At 72.3% G+C, this 17,821-nt stretch carries 15 protein-coding genes; 5 read left to right on the top strand and 10 right to left on the bottom strand.

Annotated features, from left to right (window positions below):
• Nucleotides 1–141: 141 nt before the first annotated feature.
• Nucleotides 142–1,365, bottom strand: coding sequence for a polysaccharide pyruvyl transferase family protein (locus tag HQQ88_RS10485; protein ID WP_165901171.1), 1,224 nt, complete (start codon nt 1,363–1,365; stop codon nt 142–144).
• A 48-nt stretch (nt 1,366–1,413) separates the two neighbouring features.
• On the opposite strand from HQQ88_RS10485, the gene HQQ88_RS10480 reads away from it, so the two are divergent.
• Nucleotides 1,414–2,601 carry a glycosyltransferase gene (locus HQQ88_RS10480; protein WP_131881405.1) on the top strand — a complete coding sequence of 396 codons (1,188 nt, stop codon included), beginning with the start codon at nt 1,414–1,416 and terminating at the stop codon, nt 2,599–2,601.
• Here HQQ88_RS10480 and HQQ88_RS10475 read toward each other — a convergent pair.
• The 4 genes from HQQ88_RS10475 to HQQ88_RS10460 form a co-directional block, all read right to left on the bottom strand.
• Nucleotides 2,568–3,953 carry a hypothetical protein gene (locus HQQ88_RS10475; protein WP_173169388.1) on the bottom strand — a complete coding sequence of 462 codons (1,386 nt, stop codon included), beginning with the start codon at nt 3,951–3,953 and terminating at the stop codon, nt 2,568–2,570. The two genes, HQQ88_RS10480 and HQQ88_RS10475, sit on opposite strands and share 34 nt — an antisense overlap.
• A gap of 41 nt (nt 3,954–3,994) precedes the next feature.
• Nucleotides 3,995–5,302 (bottom strand): UDP-glucose/GDP-mannose dehydrogenase family protein, encoded by a 1,308-nt coding sequence (locus tag HQQ88_RS10470; RefSeq protein WP_134195058.1) that lies wholly within the window; start codon nt 5,300–5,302, stop codon nt 3,995–3,997.
• Nucleotides 5,303–5,368: 66 nt separating this feature from the next.
• On the bottom strand, nt 5,369–5,917 hold the full coding sequence (locus HQQ88_RS10465; RefSeq protein WP_123292200.1) for a PH domain-containing protein: 549 nt from the start codon (nt 5,915–5,917) through the stop codon (nt 5,369–5,371).
• Nucleotides 5,918–5,921: 4 nt separating this feature from the next.
• A complete protein-coding gene (locus HQQ88_RS10460; RefSeq protein ID WP_173169387.1) occupies nt 5,922–6,722 on the bottom strand; it encodes a biotin--[acetyl-CoA-carboxylase] ligase in 801 nt (266 codons plus the stop codon).
• Nucleotides 6,723–6,796: 74 nt separating this feature from the next.
• Between HQQ88_RS10460 and HQQ88_RS10455 the strand changes: the two genes are divergently transcribed.
• Nucleotides 6,797–8,392, top strand: a complete 1,596-nt coding sequence (locus HQQ88_RS10455; protein ID WP_123292198.1) for an acyl-CoA carboxylase subunit beta — start codon at nt 6,797–6,799, stop codon at nt 8,390–8,392.
• A gap of 13 nt (nt 8,393–8,405) precedes the next feature.
• Nucleotides 8,406–8,660: an acyl-CoA carboxylase subunit epsilon gene (locus HQQ88_RS10450; protein ID WP_123292197.1), complete on the top strand. Its 255-nt coding sequence runs from the start codon at nt 8,406–8,408 to the stop codon at nt 8,658–8,660.
• A 770-nt stretch (nt 8,661–9,430) separates the two neighbouring features.
• On the opposite strand, the gene HQQ88_RS10445 is transcribed toward HQQ88_RS10450, so the two are convergent.
• From HQQ88_RS10445 to HQQ88_RS10430, 4 genes are all read right to left on the bottom strand, one after another.
• Nucleotides 9,431–10,480: a hypothetical protein gene (locus tag HQQ88_RS10445; RefSeq protein ID WP_173169386.1), complete on the bottom strand. Its 1,050-nt coding sequence runs from the start codon at nt 10,478–10,480 to the stop codon at nt 9,431–9,433.
• Complete coding sequence (locus HQQ88_RS10440) at nt 10,477–11,643, bottom strand: sensor histidine kinase (RefSeq protein ID WP_173169385.1); 1,167 nt, start codon at nt 11,641–11,643, stop codon at nt 10,477–10,479. The genes HQQ88_RS10445 and HQQ88_RS10440 overlap by 4 nt, the downstream gene beginning before the upstream one ends.
• A gap of 242 nt (nt 11,644–11,885) precedes the next feature.
• Nucleotides 11,886–12,602: a response regulator transcription factor gene (locus HQQ88_RS10435; RefSeq protein WP_111086608.1), complete on the bottom strand. Its 717-nt coding sequence runs from the start codon at nt 12,600–12,602 to the stop codon at nt 11,886–11,888.
• Between the two features lie 131 nt (nt 12,603–12,733).
• Nucleotides 12,734–13,993 (bottom strand): TRAM domain-containing protein, encoded by a 1,260-nt coding sequence (locus tag HQQ88_RS10430; RefSeq protein ID WP_173169384.1) that lies wholly within the window; start codon nt 13,991–13,993, stop codon nt 12,734–12,736.
• A gap of 14 nt (nt 13,994–14,007) precedes the next feature.
• On the opposite strand from HQQ88_RS10430, the gene HQQ88_RS10425 reads away from it, so the two are divergent.
• Together HQQ88_RS10425 and HQQ88_RS10420 are read left to right on the top strand one after the other, a co-directional pair.
• Nucleotides 14,008–14,802 carry a Maf family protein gene (locus tag HQQ88_RS10425; protein WP_173169383.1) on the top strand — a complete coding sequence of 265 codons (795 nt, stop codon included), beginning with the start codon at nt 14,008–14,010 and terminating at the stop codon, nt 14,800–14,802.
• 79 nt (nt 14,803–14,881) lie between these two features.
• Nucleotides 14,882–16,666, top strand: a complete 1,785-nt coding sequence (locus HQQ88_RS10420) for a biotin carboxylase N-terminal domain-containing protein (protein ID WP_111086611.1) — start codon at nt 14,882–14,884, stop codon at nt 16,664–16,666.
• Nucleotides 16,667–16,799: 133 nt separating this feature from the next.
• Here the strand turns inward: HQQ88_RS10420 and HQQ88_RS10415 are convergent, their stop codons facing one another.
• A complete protein-coding gene (locus HQQ88_RS10415) occupies nt 16,800–17,114 on the bottom strand; it encodes a hypothetical protein (protein ID WP_173169382.1) in 315 nt (104 codons plus the stop codon).
• Nucleotides 17,115–17,821 lie beyond the last annotated feature (707 nt).

Raw genomic sequence — 17,821 nt, 5'->3', positions numbered from 1 at the left:
AGCACCGGACGACGACGCACGCACGGTGCGCAGCCCACGCACCACGCGCCGGCGAGCTTCGCCCGGACGGACGGGAGGCCCGTGGCGGTGTCGCCACGGGCCTCCCGTCCGTCATCGGCTCACGATCGCGAGCCGCGCATGTCAGCGGACGTCGCGGGTCGCCTCGGCGAAGTCGGCGTCGAGCGCGGTCGCCATCCGGGCCACGCCCTCGGCGAGCTGCGCGCGGACCGCGTCGCGGTCGGCGTCGAGCCGCTCCAGCTGCGCCGTCACGTCGTCGACGAACGTCGGCTCGAGTGCTGCTTCGATCGGCTTCGAGAACTCCTGCTGGCCCATCTGCTCGAAGAACAGCCGGCCCTTGTCGACGTAGTAGAGCACCGCGGCGGGGACGCCGGCGATGGTCGCGACGATGGCGGAGTGCAGACGGCTCGCCAGGAACAGGCGGCTGCGGGACATCAGGCCCGCGTACTCGGACGGCGAGAACTCGTCGGCCTCGACCACGTGCGTGCGGTCAGCGTGCCGCATGAGGGCGATGACCTCGCGGGCGAAGGCGGCGTCGCCCTCCGACGCCTCCATGTGCATCGGGTAGAACACGACGTCGGCGTCCCAGCGGTCGATGACGCGGTCGGCCAGGTCGGCGACGGCCTGGCGGTAGGTGACGAGCTTGTCGCTGTCGACGCCGGTCTGCCGGAAGCGCTTCGGCAGGAAGCGGAACGGGATCCAGCCGCTGCGCTTGTAGTGGAACCAGCGGCGGACGCCGAAACCGATCGAGCCCTCGAGGCGCTCGGCGGTCAGTCCGGTGGTGCGCTCGAGCCGTTCGAGCACGTCGGCGTCGGGCGTGGTGACGGTCCCGACGACGGCCGGGTCGAACGACGACACGATCGGCGTGCGGACGCCCCACGCCAGGAGCTTCTCGCGGGACTCGTCGTCGCGGACGGCGAACGAGCGGCACAGGTCGACGGTGGCGCGGATCAGGCGCTTGCTGACGCCGGCGGTGGTCGGACCGATGCCCTGGAAGGCTCCGATCAGGTTCTTGTTCACCGCGCGGACGAGCAGCATCTTGCCGAACCAGTACACGAGGCCGAGCTTGTTCGTGTAGTCCTTGAGGATCTCGCCGCCGCCCCACAGGACGACGTCGGCGCTGCGCGCGGCACGCAGCAGGGCGAACAGGTCGCCGATGCCGGTGCTGTACGGCGAGACCGGCAGGAACCGGATCCCGAACCAGGCGGCGTCCCGCTCGGGGTACTGCGACAGGGAGACGATCTCGGCGTCCGGCCACCGCCTGCGGACCAGCTCGACGTTGCCGGCGAGGATCGCCCGGTCCCCGCGGTTGTGGGGCGAATCGCTATTGTGGATCAGAACGCGCACGGGTGGAGAGCCTACCGGACCGTCCCCCGCGACCCCCGGAAAGGCACGATGTCCCGCCCCACCCCCTCCGCCCGCCCCCGCCTGCTCGTCCTCGGCTCGACGTTCCCGGCCCGTCCGGACGACGGCGTGCCGGCGTTCGTGCTCGACCTCGCGCACCAAGAGGCCCTCGAGTTCGACACGATGGTGCTCACGCCGCGGGTCCCGGGCGGTGCCACCACCGAACGCATCGGCGACGTCGGCGTCCGGCGGTTCCCGTACTTCCCGAAGGCGTTCGAGGACCTGGCCGACGGCGCGATCCTCGACAACCTCAAGGAACGCCGGTCGCGCATCGTGCAGGTGCCGGCCCTGGTGCTCGCGCAGTGGTTCGCGATCCGCCGCGTGGTCCGCTCCGCGAAGCCCGACGTCATCCACGCGCACTGGGCGATCCCGCAGGCGCTCGTCGCGACGCTCGCGGCCCCGGGCGTCCCCATCGTCGTCACGACGCACGGCGGGGACATCTACGCCCTCCGCGCCGCTCCCCTGGTCCGCCTGAAGCGCTGGGTGTTCGGCCGCTCGGCGCACGTCACCACCGTGAACTCCGAGATGCGCGAGCGGCTGACCGAGTGGGGCGTGCCCGAGGCCCGGTCGACCGTGATCCCGATGGGCGTCGACCTGGGCCCGGCCCGTGACACCCGCGCCCGCGTCCCCGCCCAGGAGCACCACGTCGTGGCGGTCGGCCGGCTCGTCGAGAAGAAGGGCTTCGGCAACCTGATCGAGGCGCTGCGAGGACTCGGCGAGGACGTGCCGTGGCGACTCACCGTCGTCGGCGACGGCCCCTACCGGGCACAGCTCGAGCAGCAGGCCGCCGGACTGCCCGTGACGTTCCTGGGCCAGCGCGGGCGCACCGAGGTGCTCGAGACCCTGGCTGCGGCCACCGTCGTGGCGGTGCCGTCGATCCCCGCGGCGAACGGCGACCAAGAGGGACTGCCCGTCACCCTGCTCGAGGCCGCTGCCGTCGGTGCCGCGATCGTCGCGAGCGACCTGCCCGGCATCCGCGACGTCGTGCAGGACGACGTGTCCGGGGTCCTCGTGCCCCCCGGTGACGTCCCCGCGCTCCGGACAGCGCTGCAACGTGTGCTCACCGACGACGCCGCACGGGCGCGCTACCAGGAGCAGGCCGTGGTGTCGGCGGCGGAGTTCTCCACCGAGCGGATCGGCGAGCGCTACCGGGCGGTGCTGCGCGCGGCCATCGCGTAGGCCACCAGCATCCCGGCGGCGCACACGACCGCCGCCGCGAACGCGACCACGACGACGGCGCCGGAGTGCCCGACGAGCTCGGAGCCCTCGAACCGGACGAGCGACCACGTCGGCACGACGGCCGCGGCACCCCACACCAGCACGAGCCACGTCGCCGCACGACGCCAGGCGAGGAAGCCCGCGGCCATCGCGAACGCGATCGGCAGCAGCACCGTGAGCGTGTACCGGTTGAGCGGTGCGCCGCCCCCGGCGGTGTAGCGGATCTCGACGACGACGAACAGCAGCGTGACCACGACGAGCATCGCGACGACGAGGCGGCGCGGCCACCGGTCGTCGTCGGCAGGTGCCCAGGGGCGCAGGCGCCGCAGCACGAGGGCCGCGACGAACAGCAGCACCGGGACGAGCAGGAGCACCCACGGCAGCGGGCTCGCGATCGGCAACGAGCCGCGGTACAGGGCGAAGAGCTGCCGCCAGAAGCCGAGCATCGAGACGACCTCGGCCTCGGAGTAGTGCGGCCGCGGGGTGTACCCGGGCCAGGCGGTCGGCCGACCGCTGAACGAGCCGGTCAGGGCCTGGTTCCGCAGCCAGAACCACCCGGAGGCGGCTGCGGCGGCGAGCACCGGGACCGCCGCGACGACGACGCGGGCCCAGACACCGCGGAGCCGGCCGAACCGGACCGTGCGGGCCAGTGCGAACGCGACGACGATCGCCACGAGCCACAGGGCGAACGACAGGCGGGTGGTCGTGCCGGCCGCCGCCACGAGCGCTCCCCCGACGGCGAGCCCCGGTCCCACGCCGGACCGCAGCGCTGCTCCGGCGACGCCGCACGCCAGCGCACAGGTCAACGCTGCGAGCGAGTCGTTGTACACGACACCGCCCTGCACCACGAGGACGCTCGTCGACGCGGTCACGACGGCCACGTTGCCCGGGAGCCGCACGACCCCGGGGAAGCACCTGGCCGCAGCCCACGCGGCGACCGGCACGATCGCGGCGACGAACACGGCGTTCGCCAGACGGCCGAGCACCACGGCCTGCACCGGGTGCCCGGCGTCGACGAGCGGGCCCATCACCGGGGCGAGCAGCAGGTAGTAGAGCGGCGGGTGCTGTGCGACCCACTGGACGGGCGGTGTCCCGCCGAAGCCCGGACGGAACCGGATGCCGTCGGACAGGACCGGCAGCTGGCCGTGCCAGACGCGCAGGACGTAGTCGACGTGGGCCGACTCGTCGACGCTCGCGAGCGGCATCGACGAGAACGTCCGCGCCACCGACGCCGTCAGGACGAGCAGGGTGGCGGCGAGCACGACCGGCGTCGCCCAGTCGCGCCCGCGGAGTCTCCCGGCGGGACGCAGCACGCCGGAGGACAGCCGCCGGAGCCGGTCCGCGACGATCGGCGTCAGCGCCCCATGCCGCGGTACGTGAAGCCGGCGGCGGTCCAGGCGTCGCGGTCGAGGCAGTTGCGGCCGTCGATGACGACCGGGCTCGACACCAGGGACGCCACCGTGGTCGCGTCGAGCTCGCGGAACTCGGTCCACTCGGTCAGCACCAGGACCAGGTCGGCGCCGGACAGCGCGTCGGCCGCCGTCTCGACGAAGTCGAGCTCCGGGTGCACGCGACGCGCGGTGACGACGGCCTCGGGGTCGTAGGCGGACACCGTGGCACCGAGCTCGTGCAGGCGGGCAGCGATGTCGAGGGCGGGCGAGTCACGGACGTCGTCCGAGTTCGGCTTGAAGGCCAGACCGAGGACCGCGACGCGCTTGCCGCTGACGACCCCGCCGAGCAGCTCCTGCGCCAGCTCGACGACGTGCGCACGACGACGCAGGTTCGTGGCGTCGACGTCGGCCAGGAACGCCAGGGACTCCCCGACGCCGAGCTCGTTCGCCCGCGCCTGGAACGCCCGGATGTCCTTGGGCAGGCAGCCGCCGCCGAAGCCGAGGCCGGCGTTCAGGAACTTGCGGCCGATGCGGGCGTCGTGGCCGATGGCGTCGGCGAGCGCGGTGACGTCGGCGCCGGCGACCTCGGCGATCTCGGCCATCGAGTTGATGAACGAGATCTTCGTGGCGAGGAACGCGTTCGCGCTGATCTTGACGAGCTCGGCGGTGGGCAGGTTGACGACGAGCCGGGGGGTGCCGGACGCGAGCGCCTCGGCGTAGACCTCGTCGAGGGCGTCGACGGCGGCCTGCCCGGCGTCACCGTCCGGCACACCGTAGACGAAGCGGTCCGGGCTGATGGTGTCCTGCACGGCGAAGCCCTCACGCAGGAACTCGGGGTTCCAGACGAGCGTCGCCCCGGGCACCGCCTCGGACACCTCGGCGGCGAGGCGAGCGGCGGTGCCGACCGGGACGGTCGACTTGCCGACGACGAACTCACCGGCCGACAGGTACGGGGTGAGCGCGGCGACCGCGGCGTTCACGTAGGTCATGTCCGCGGCACCGGTCGGGCTCTGCGGGGTCCCGACGGCGAGGAAGTGCACGCGGGCACCGGCGACCTCGGCCATGTCGGTGGTGAAGCGGATCCGGCCGGAGGCGAGCGCCTCGGTCAGGATCTCCGGGAGCCCGGGTTCGAAGAAGGGGGCTTCGCCGGCAGCGAGCCGCTCGATCTTCGCCGGGTCGACGTCGACGGCGACGACCTCGTGTCCGAGCTTGGCCATGGAGGCGGCGTGCACGGCACCGAGGTACCCGCAGCCGATGACAGAGATACGCACGACGAAGAAGGTACCGGTTTCTCGTGGGAGTTCCAGCACCACGGTACCCAGGGTGTCGCGGCGGCGTCAGGCGCGGACGTCGCCCCACGGCGGTCGGTCCGGGCCGCCGACGATCTCGTCCCAGTCCGGCTCGCGGTGCCGCCGCCGGGCCTCGTACGCCTCGACCAGGTCGTGCAGGACCGCCACCACGAGGTCGGCGTGCGGGACGTCCGCGAGCACCACGGCGGGGTCGTCGCCCGGGAACACCAGGACGTCACCGGAGCGGAACACTCCCTGGAGCCCGCGCCGGCGCACCGTCACGTCGTACCCGCGGGAGTGCAGGAGTTCCTGCCGGGTCCGGGTGCCGAGCCCGTGCACGACGACGAGCCGCCGGGTCGTGACGACGTACCGCTCGGACATCCAGCGGAACAGCGGCACGGCGCCGCCGAACACCACGAGCACCACGACGAGTCCTGCGACGACGGCGTTCAGCCACGCCAGCTGCGCCTGGAACACCCCGAACCCGAACCCGCCGGCGACCACGACCAGCACGACGAACACCGCCGGGCGCACGAGCCGACGAGCGTGCGGTCGCAGGCGAGCGACGACGCGTTCGGGCGGCGGCTCGGCGGTCATGCCGTCATGCATACCGCAGGTGGGTGACGTCCCCCACGGCGACGCCCCTGGAGTCACCCGCTCGATCCCGGATCGTGATGCGGCCCTCGTCGTCGATGCCGGTGGCGTCGGCCTCCTCCACGGTGCCGTCGGGCAGCTCGAGGCGGATGCGGCGACCGATCGTGCCGCACGCGGCGCGGACGTGGGACCGGACCGACTCAGCGGCGGGACCACCGGCGACCAGGCCGGCCACGGCCTCCAGGACGGCTGCCCGGAACGCGGACAGGACCGCGTCGGCCAACGCGGGGGCGTCGTCGACCGCGCCCGCCACGAGCAGCGACGTCGACGTCGGGGTCGGCAGGCGGTCGGCGGGGATCGTGAGGTTCACGCCGGCGCCGACCACGATGCTGCCGTCGGAGGCGACCTGGCAGAGGATGCCGCACACCTTGTCGCCCGCGACCTGGACGTCGTTCGGCCACTTGACGGCGACGTCGGCGCCGGCGGGCAGCACCCGTGCGATCGCGTCACGCATGGCGGCGCCGGCGACCAGGGGCAGCCAGCCGCGGTCGTGGTCGGCGAGGTCGGCGCGCACGAGCAGGCTCGCGGCCAGCGCCTCGCCCGCCGGTGCGCTCCACGTGCGGTCGAGGCGTCCTCGGCCCGCGGTCTGGTGGAGCGTCGCGACCACGCTGCCGTGCTGCTGCTCGGCTGCCACGGTGAGCAGGTCGGCGTTGGTCGAGCCGGTCTCGTCGGGGACGGTGAGGGTCGCGCCCGTCGACCGGACCGCTTCGCTGGTGGCGGGGAACGACGACGACGGGGATGTGGACATGCACGCAAATGTACGGGCAGGAACCGTGGGGGTCCTCCAACCGGCCCCGACGTCGCCGCCGGTAGGGTGAGCGGGTGACTTCAGGAGACACCCCCGATCTCTCGACGACGGCAGGCCGGCTGGCCGACCTCCGCGAGCGGTACCACGAGGCCGTGACCGCTGCGGGCGAGTCCGCGATCGCCAAGCAGCACGCCAAGGGCAAGGGCACCGCGCGCGAACGCATCGAGCAGCTGCTCGACGAGAACTCCTTCGTGGAGTTCGACGAGTTCGTCCGCCACCGCACCACCTCGTTCGGCATGGACGCCAAGCGCCCCTACGGCGACGCGGTCGTCACCGGCGTCGGCACGATCCACGGCCGCAACGTCGCCGTGTACGCGCAGGACTTCACCGTCTTCGGCGGTTCGCTCGGCGAGGTCGCCGGCGAGAAGATCATCAAGGTGATGCAGCACGCGCTGAAGACGGGCGTGCCGATCATCGGCATCCTCGACTCCGGCGGGGCCCGGATCCAGGAGGGCGTGGTCGCGCTCGGCAAGTACGGCGAGATCTTCCGCCTCAACACCCAGGCGTCCGGCGTCATCCCGCAGCTGTCGATCATCATGGGCCCGGCGGCCGGCGGCGCGGTGTACTCCCCCGCCCTCACCGACTTCGTGATCATGGTCGACAAGACCAGCCACATGTTCGTCACCGGCCCCGACGTCATCAAGACCGTCACCGGCGAGGACGTCGGCTTCGAGGAGCTCGGCGGCGCGCAGACCCACAACGCGGTCTCCGGCGTGGCCCACTACCTGGCCGAGGACGAGACCGACGCGCTCGACTACGCCCGCTCGCTCATCGGGTTCCTGCCGGACAACAACCTGTCCGACGCCCCCGCCTACGACGTCGCCCCGGAGCTCGAGACCACCGACGCCGACCACGAGCTCGACCTCGTGATCCCGGACTCGACGAACCAGCCGTACGACGTCACGACGATCATCGAGCACGTCGTCGACGACGGCGAGTTCCTCGAGGTCCAGCCGCTCTTCGCGCCGAACATCCTGATCGGCTTCGGCCGGGTCGAGGGCCGCACCGTCGGCATCATCGCGAACCAGCCGCAGGCCATGGCCGGCACGCTGAACATCGACGCCGGTGAGAAGGCAGCCCGCTTCGTGCGGTTCTGCGACGCGTTCGGCATCCCGATCCTGACCCTGGTCGACGTGCCCGGCTACCTGCCCGGCACCGACCAGGAGTGGACCGGCGTCATCCGCCGCGGCGCGAAGCTCCTGTACGCCTACGCCGAGGCCACCGTCCCGCTCGTCACCGTCATCACGCGCAAGGCCTACGGCGGCGCGTACATCGTGATGGGGTCGAAGCAGCTCGGCGCGGACATCAACCTGGCCTGGCCGACCGCCGAGATCGCCGTCATGGGTGGTCAGGGCGCCGTCAACATCCTGTACCGCGCCGAGATCAAGCGCGCCGAGGAGTCCGGCGAGGACGTCGCTGCGGTCCGTACGAAGCTCGCGAACGAGTACACCTACAACGTCGCGTCGCCGTACCTGGCGGCCGAGCGCGGTGAGCTCGACGGCATCATCCAGCCGCACGCCACCCGCGTCTCGGTCATCAAGGCCCTGCGTGCCCTGCGCGGCAAGCGTGCGACGCTGCCGCCCAAGAAGCACGGGAACATCCCCCTCTGATGGGTGCGCACTGATGGGTCGTCACGCAGCACCGGTCCCCTCGGACGAGCCCGCCTCGGTGGCCGACGTCCGGGTGGTCTCCGGTGAGCCCACCCCCGAGGAGCTCGCAGCGGTCGTCGCCGTGCTGCAGCGCCAGGCCGACGAGGCCGCAGCCGCCGGTCGCGCCGAGGTCGTCGACGAGCCGCGCACCGGGTGGCAGGCCTCGGCCCGCGGCCTGCGCCGCCCGCTCGACCACGGCCCCGGCGCCTGGGGCCGCTCGCTCCGCTGACGGACCTTGGCTTCCCTGTACCCCTGGTGTCCCCGAGCCGGCGGACGTTGCAGGCTGCACTTCCCGGTCGGTATCCCCTCGCACGGGGGACACGAAACGCCGAAGAGGACCGGAAATGCCGAATTTGTCCCCCATAATGACGACTGACACCGGGGTTGTGGGTTGGCATAGTTACTGGTGTTCGGTGTCCTTCAACGAAGAACATCGCAGGTCGGTGGCCGACTAGGGTACGACGCCACCGCCCGCTGCGAGGCAGGGCGACATTCGGGTTGTCGCTCAGCCTCGGGTCGTGAACGGGCCGGTCGGATACGACCGGCCCGTTCCCCGTTTCCGGGGGCGTTCGCGCCGGCCGTCGTCGATGCGGAACGACATCCTCGACGTCGTGCGGCGTCCACAGTGTCGTCCCCCGGCGCCTGCAACAGTTGCACGCGCGCACGAGCGACACCCCCGCCGTCGTACGACGTCCGTGTTGTCGCGTCAGCCGTCGGCGCCAGCCCGGCGCGACCACGGTGCGGCCGGGAGGCCCGTGGCGGCGCCGCCACGGGCCTCCCGGCCGGCACGTGTCCTGTCCACCGCCGCGCGCGCGTCCCGCGGACCCGGAACGACGTCGTCGACGTCGTACGACGTCGACGTAGTCGTCCGCACGCGGACACAACAGTCGCGCGCGCGCACGAGCGACACCCTCGATGTCGTACGACATCGAGGGTGTCGCTTCCGTCTCGCCGCGCGCGACGCAGCACACGACCACGCGCGGGCAGGCGCAGCGCGCCTCAGGCGGGCTCGTGCCGCGGGATCTCGAGCCAGAGGGCCACGGAGTCGTCCTCGTCGCCGTCGTCGTCCTCCATGCCCGCTCCGAGGGCGGCGGACTCGCTCGCGGCCGTGTCGAGCTTGAGCCCGACGACCGTCACCGCGGAGTCGGACCCCTCGCTGACGGTGCGGACGATGACGTTGTCGGCCTCGCGGGCCTGGCGGAGCGCCTCGGCGATGCGGGCGTGGATGCGGCGGACGTCGTCGACCTCGAGCTCGTCGAGACCGCCGTCGTCGTGCAGCTGCACCGTCGCACCCCGGCGGCGCAGGCGCATGACCTCGTCGCGGACGTCCTCGGACAGCAGGGAGCGGCCGCGGATCTCGTCGCGGATGGCCTGCTCGAGGTGCAGGCACTCGGCCCGGTCCGCGTCGTCGAGGTCACCGCACAAGTCGATGATCCGCTGCAGCATCGGCAGGGCCATCCGCGTGGTCTGGCTCAGGCGGAACTGCCGCTCGAAGACGTGGGCGTCCTGCGCAGCCTGCCAGTCGGCGGTCTCCTGTTCAGCGCGCATGAGCTCGCGGGTGTTCCGGATGGCGCGGTTCATGGCGATGGCGAACACCGTGGCGATCGCGACCCAGGCCACGCTGCCGAGCACCCCGAGTGTGCCGAGCGCATCGAGACCGGCCCAGGCGACCGTGTACACGGCGAGGAACAGGACCCCGGCCCAGGCGAACGGGCCGCGTCCCCGCACGACGAGCACGACCATCAGGGTGCCGACGGCGGCGATCCACCACGTGGCGGACCCCGGGCCCTTCGCCAGGTCGACGACCGGCGCCGCGACGAGCGGCATCATGATCGCGGTGGCGAGTGAGAAGCACGCCGTCCAGACCGGCAGGACCTTGCCGGGCACGAACAGCGCGGTGCCGGTGGCCGCGGCGTAGAGGACCATGCAGGCGATCACCGGGCCGACGTCGTGCACGCGCTGCAGCGACGCGACGGCGAGGACCAGGTGGTAGACGGAGAACAGCGACGCCAGGCCGAGCGCGATGCTCGCGGGCAGGGAGACCTTCACGCTGCGGCTCCCGTCATCGTGGGCGTCACGGGCGACCAGGTCAGTTCGATGCGCGTGCCCTCGCCCGGGGCAGTGTGCACCTCGGCACGGCCGTCGACGGAGGCGACGCGCTCGATGATCGACCGCCGCACCCCGAGTCGTTCGGACGGGATCGTCGCGACGTCGAACCCGCGACCGTCGTCACCGACCTCGATGTGCACGCCGTCGTCGTGCTGCTCGACGCGGACCCACCGGGCGACGTCGGGCCCACCGGCGTGCTGGACGCTGTTGACGGCCGCCTGCAGCGCTGCTGACGCGAGGGCGTCGGCGACCGACGCCGGCAGCCGGACCGACCCGGACGGGGCAGGGACCAGCCGGACGGGCGCCGCGAGGGCACCGATCGCCTCGCCGATGCGGGTGCGGAGGTCGGCGAGCGTGACCGGGGTGTCGTCGTCCGGGCCGTCGGCCGCTGCGGCCTCGAGGTGGTCGATGGCGTTCCGTGCCATGCGGGCGGCGAGGGTCTTCGCCTCGAGCGTGTCGGCCCGTGCGGCAGAGAGCAGCGTCGTCAGCACACTGTCGTGCACGATCGCGTCGACCTGCACGCGCTCCACCTCGACCGCGTGCTCGCGGATGGCGAGCGAGTACCGGCGGACCGCGGTCGACTGCGCCGTGTCGACCGACGAAGCAGCACGGCGCAGGACCACGGCGATGACGAGCACCGCACCGCTGAGCAGCGCCGTGTAGACGCCGTCGAGCAGCGCACGGACGAGCCCGGCGTCGCCGCCGACCGGGGTGAGCCGGAGGACGACGTAGATCGCCGGCACCAGTGCGGTGTAGATCGTGGCCCGCCAGGTGGCGAAGCCCATGGCCGCCGCGGTCGAGCCGACGGTGCAGAACCACCACGGCCACGGCTGCTGCGTGGACGGGATCGAGTCCTGCACCGTGAGCGGCCACGTGGTCAACGCGACCAGGAAGAGCAGGGCGCAGAGGATCTGCGCGAACTGCGCCACCCGCGGCACGAACGCCGAGACCCCGACCAGGACGAACGACGCCCCGAGCGCGATCGCGACGACCGGGCCCCAGAACGGGTCGAGGTACGGCAACTGGGCGAGGACCGCCGGGGTGTCGACGATGCCGAGGCCGACCGCGGTCATCGCCAGCAGGATCGCGAAGGCACGCTCCACCGACGCCTGCGTGATCGACGCGCGGACGCTGCGCGACGGGTCGGCACCGAACGGCGCGCCGTCCCCGAAGCTGACCGGGTCGCCACCGGGAGCACGACCCGAGCCTGCTGGGACGCGGCCGGCATGGCCAGACGCCGCACCAGCGCCGCCCGACCCGCGGCCGAACCACCGACCGGTCCCCCGACCGGTCCCCGGGCCGCTCCCCCGGCGCGACGCCGGCTCAGCCGCGCTCGCCATCGTGTTCAGCGACCGTCACCGTCGGGGTCGATGCCCGAGTCGAGACCGGGGAGGATGCCGTCCTCGACCGCCCGCCGCAGGAGGTCGACCTTCGTCGGGGCCGGGCGACCGACCTCGACGTACTTCACGCGGATGCGGTCGAGGTACTCACGAGCCGTCGAGTACCCGATGCCGAGCTGCTGCGCCGCCAGCTTGAGCGGCAGGCCCGAGGCGTACAGGTGCAGGATCTCGCGCTCGCGCCGGCCGAGCTGGGCCTTCGCGAAGTCGCGGTCGGCGTCGATGGCGCTCGCCCACTCGAGGTTGTTCAGCACGTCACCACGCGCGACGGTGGCGACCGCTGCCATCACGGTCTTCGTGGCGGACGACTTCGGGATGACACCGGCAGCCCCTGCTGCGAGTGCCTCACGGACGTTGGCGACGCGGTCCGCGATGGAGTGCACGAGCACGGCGGAGCCGGTCCCTTGCACACCCTTGACGTTCTCGGTCACGGTCGAGCCGTCACCGAGGGACAGGTCGAGGACGACGACGTCGACCTCACGCCCGTCGAGGTTCTGGACGTACTCGGGCACGCTCGCGGCGGTGAGCACCACCTCGAAGCCCTCGTTCTGGCACGCCGCCTGGATCCCGAGTCGCACGGACTCGTGGTCGTCCACGATCGCGACCCGGACCGGCCTGGTGGCCGTGCCCGACGTCTCGGCTGCGGTTGTCGTTCCTGCTCCCACTGTGGCCTCTCGTTCCGATGTGCGTCCCCGGCCCCTGAAACCGGATCGCCATCAGCGCCCAGGATACCCAGGCTGGACTCAGGTCCGGGGAAACCGGACGCGCCACGCGGACGAAACCGCCCGGTTGCCCGTCAGCGCGCGGGCGTCAGGCGCGCCACGGCCTCCATGTGGTGGGTGTGCGGGAACAGGTCGAACGCCCGCAGCGCCTCGAGCTTGTACCCCAGGTCGGCGAACGTCGCGACGTCGCGGGCGAGCGCGACCGGGTCACAGGCGACGTAGACGACCTGCGACGGGTGCAGGGCCGCGATCTGCTCGACGACCTGACGACCGGCACCGGCGCGCGGCGGGTCGAGGACGATCGTGCCGGCGCGGAACCGGTCCTGCTCGGCGCGCGAGGCGTTCGCCACCGTGTTCGCGAGCCAGCGGTCGACCCGGCCGGTCTCGGCGCGCGCGCCGAGCCACTCGGCGAGGTTCTCCTGCGCGTGCTCGGTCGCGCGTGCGGCGCTCTCGACGCTCGTGAGGCGCGCCTTCGGCCCGACGAGGTCGCCGAGTGCGGCGGCGAGCAGGCCGACGCCGCCGTACAGGTCCAGGTGGGTGCCCTCGGGGTCGAGTCGGTCGCGGTCGACCAGGTCCTGCACGGCCTCGGTGAGCACCGACGCCGCGGCACGGTGCACCTGCCAGAAGCCGTTGTCGTCCACCGCGAAGGTGCGCTCCCCCACGACCTCGGTCACCACGGTGGGCTTCTGCTCGTCGATGACGAGGCGCGCCCCCTCGGAGCCGCTCGGTGCCAGCACGTCGATGACCGACGAGCCGGGCATCACGCCACGGCCGAGCGGCGCGCTCTCCTGCACGGCGTCGTTCGCGAGCGGCAGGCTGGTGACGGGGATGACGGAGTGCGAGCGCGCGGCGAACGGGCCGGCGGTGCCGTGCTCGTCGACGTGCAGCCGGACCCGGGTGCGCCAGCCGAGGCCGTTCGCGGCGTCGTCACCGGGTGCGGCCTCGACGACGACGTCCGAGCCGAGCACCGATGCCAGGTCCGTGTGCGCGAACCGCGAGAACGAGTCGACGAGCACGTCGTGCTTCAGCGTGCGCTGGTGTGCGAGGGCGATGTGGCCGAACTCGGCACCGCCCGGGCGCGTCTCGGGGTCGCGGTCGAGCGCGGCCTCGGCCCAGACGTGGTCGACGCGGTGCTCGCTCGGGGCGACGACACTGACGGTGTCGGCGCGCCAGAACGACTTCTTCCGGTCCTCGGTCACCCGGGCGACGACGCGCTCCCCGGGGATCGCGTCCGTGACGAAGACCACCCGGCCTTCGTGCCGTGCCACCGAGATGCCGCCGTGGGCGATCCCGGTGACGTCGAGTTCGAGCAGCGTTCCGACGGATTCACCCATGGTTCGATGGTCCCATGCGTCTGTACCTCGCGAGTACATCCCCCGCCCGCCGAGCACTCCTCGCCCAGTCCGGGATCGAGCCCGTGCTCGTGTCGCCCGGGGTCGACGAGGACGCCGCGGCGTCCGCTGCCGCCGCCGCGCTCGGCCGTGACCTGACCGGCCCGGAGCTCGTGTCGCTGCTGGCCGTCGCCAAGGCGTCGGCCGTCGCGGACGCCGACGTCGCCGGGTCGCCGGTCGACGGCTTCGTGTTCGGCGGCGACTCCGCGTTCGAGGTCGACGGGCGCCTGTACGGCAAGCCGCACGACCCGTCGGTGGCCCGGGAGCGCTGGCGGCAGATGCTCGCCGCCGGCGGCGGGACGCTGTGGAGTGGACACTGCGTGATCAATCGACGACGCGACGACCGGCGCCGCGACCTGGACCCGGCCACGGGACGGACGGGAGGCCCGGATGCGGCCCGCCCCGCGCCTCCCGTCCGCAGCCTGGTGACGTCTCCTGCCGGCGTGCCGGAGCTGGGGGACGTCGCGCCCGGCGGGTCGGCCCTGGCCGCCGGTGGCGACCGCGTGGTCGCCGTGGACAGCGCCGTGCTGACGTTCGCCGACGACCTGTCCGCCGAGGAGATCGACGCGTACGTGGCGACGGGCGAGCCGCTCGAGGTCGCGGGGGCGTTCACCATCGACGGGCGGGCGGCGGCGTACATCTCGCGCATCGACGGGGCACCGTCGGCCGTGGTCGGGCTGTCCCTGCCGGTGCTGCGGTCGATGCTGCTCCGCGGCTTCGGCGTCCGCTGGCACGAGTTCTGGTCACTGTAGACATCCCCACTTGTTCGGCACGGTTCTTTGTGGGTGCCAGTCAATTCGTGCTCCCGTTGCACGAATACGCTGATGTCTCATGCCCCGTATCAGCAAGGTCCTCATCGCGAACCGCGGCGAGATCGCCGTCCGCATCATCCGCGCGGCCCGCGACGCAGGCAAGGCATCGGTCGCCGTCTACGCCGACCAGGACCGTGACGCCCTGCACGCCCGCCTCGCCGACGAGGCCTACGCGCTGAACGGCACCACGAGCGCCGACACCTACCTCGTCATCGACAAGATCATCTCGGTCGCCCGACGGTCCGGCGCAGACGCCGTGCACCCGGGCTACGGGTTCCTTGCCGAGAACGCCGACTTCGCCCGTGCCGTCATCGACGCCGGACTGACCTGGATCGGCCCGTCGCCGGACTCGATCGAGCGCCTCGGTGACAAGGTCTCCGCGCGCCACGTGGCCGAGAAGGTCGGCGCGCCGCTCGCGCCCGGCACCATCGAGCCCGTCAAGGACGCCTCCGAGGTCATCGCGTTCGCCGACGAGGTCGGCCTGCCGGTCGCCATCAAGGCGGCCTTCGGCGGCGGTGGCCGTGGCCTGAAGGTCGCACGGACGCGCGACGAGGTCGCCTCGCAGTTCGAGTCGGCGACGCGTGAAGCCATCGCGGCGTTCGGTCGGGGCGAGTGCTTCGTCGAGAAGTACCTCGACAAGCCGCGCCACGTCGAGACCCAGTGCCTGGCGGACGAGCACGGCAACGTCGTCGTCGTGTCGACGCGTGACTGCTCGCTGCAGCGCCGGCACCAGAAGCTCGTCGAGGAAGCACCCGCGCCGTACCTGACGGACGCGCAGCAGGAGCGACTGTACGAGTCGTCGAAGGCGATCCTGCGCGAGGTCGGCTACGTCGGTGCCGGCACGTGCGAGTTCCTGATCGGCGCCGACGGCACGGTGTCGTTCCTCGAGGTCAACACCCGACTGCAGGTCGAGCACTGCGTGTCCGAAGAGGTCACCGGCATCGACCTGGTGCGCGAGCAGTTCCGCATCGCCGAGGGCGGCGTGCTCGACTACTCCGACCCGACCCCCCGCGGGCACTCGTTCGAGTTCCGCATCAACGGCGAGGACCCGGGCCGCAACTTCTTCCCCGCGCCCGGCCCCGTGCACGCGTTCAACGCGCCGTCCGGCCCCGGCGTCCGCGTCGACTCCGGCGTCGTGAGCGGCGACGTCGTGTCCGGTTCGTTCGACTCCATGCTCGCGAAGCTCATCGTCACCGGTGCCACCCGCGCCGAGGCGTTGGAGCGCTCGCGTCGTGCACTGGCCGAGTTCGAGGTCACCGGCCTGCCGACCGTGCTCCCCTTCCACCGTGCGGTCGTGTCGGACCCGGCGTTCGCGACGGACGACTCCTCGCCGTTCTCCGTGTACACGCAGTGGATCGAGACCGACTTCGTCAACGAGATCCCGGCGTGGAGCGGTTCTCCGGAAGAACTGCCGGCGCCGGCTTCGCGCGACTCGGTCGTCGTCGAGGTGCAGGGCAAGCGCATCGAGGTCACCATGCCGTCGATCGTCGGTGGCGGTGCCGCCGCCGGTGTCGCCGGTCGTCGTCCGGCCGGTCCCTCCGCTCCCCCGAAGCGCCGCTCGTCGGCGGTCAAGGGCGGCATCGCGAAGTCCGGCGGGTCCGTCGCGTCGCCGATGCAGGCGACCGTCGTGAAGCTCGCGGTCGCCGAGGGTGACACCGTGGTGAAGGGCGACCTGCTCGTCGTGCTCGAGGCCATGAAGATGGAGCAGCCCGTGCAGGCCCACAAGGACGGCGTCGTCACCGGGCTGAACGCCCCGGTCGGCCAGACGGTCTCGTCCGGTCACGTGCTGCTCGAGCTGGCGTAGGCGCGCGGCGGGGTTCCCTCCCCGGGCCGTTCGTCCGGCGCACGTCCGCTGCGCACAACCAAAGTCACCTCGAACCGGGTAATCGCACGGTTCGAGGTGACTTTGGTTGTGCAGACAGTTCTGGCGCGGCTGTTCATCGGACGTGGTGGTACGAGCGGGACACCATCGGGAGCCCTGTCGCGCGCAACACTGCACGCAGGGACTCGGCGTCGTTCGTCTCACGCGCCCCGAACCTGCCGACCGCGCGGACATCCGGATGTCGTCGGAGACGGTCCTCCCGACGCTTCTCCGCCACGACGACGTCGGCCGACGACCGGCCCGCTGCCCGGAGCGCCGGATCCACGTACTTCGATCGACCGTCGAACTCGAGGACCACGCCGTGCTCCGGGAACCAGAAGTCCACACGTCCGATCAGACCGGCGCCGTCGCGGAACTCCTGCTGGAGCACCGGTCGCGACCTCGTCGAGCGCGACCCTGGCGACGGATTCACCAGCCGAACCACTGTCGGCGTCCGCGAGGTCGATCGCAACACCCGCCCGGTGTCGACCGTGCACCGCGCTCCGACTCGCCAGTTCGTCACGGATCGCACGCTTCGACACACCGCACTGCAGCGCCACGTCGAGAGCGGGCACCGCGATCCGGAGCTCGTGCGAGATCGCCACGTCGACGACGGTGCTGACCAGGTCGGTGAGTCGCCGGCCGTTCGCGACCATGGTCTGCGTGCGCAGTCGTCGTCCCCTGCCAGGGCGCTTCCGCACGTGGGTCAGCGCCTGCGAGGTCGCGCGGAGTGGATCGATCACCTCGACCACGTCCGGGAACTCGCCCTTCCACGGCAATCCGTGCAGCGCGGCTGCCGAAGCGTGCGAGACGACGAGCCGGTCGGCGATCCCGTCGTGCACCGCCTTGATGCGGGCGATGTTGCGCTCGCCTGGAGTCGCCCGACGCCAGTCGTCCGCATCGACGAACCGGCCGGGGACCAGGCGGACCAACTGACCGGCGTCTGCCGCCGAGCGCTGAGCCCGTCCCGTTCGGCCGCTCGTGTCGGCCGAGCCACCGCGGATGATCGTGAGTCGTGTCATCCCGGCAGGATCCCGCGTCTGTGCGCGGCGCATTCGGTCGCGCGGTCTGCCTGTGGAGAGCGGACGGCCCGGAGGC

It is taken from the genome of Curtobacterium sp. VKM Ac-2861, from assembly GCF_013204965.1.
Lineage (GTDB): Bacteria > Actinomycetota > Actinomycetes > Actinomycetales > Microbacteriaceae > Curtobacterium.
Note: the sequence above shows the minus strand (reverse complement) of the source record. Positions and strands in the feature narration are given on the sequence as shown.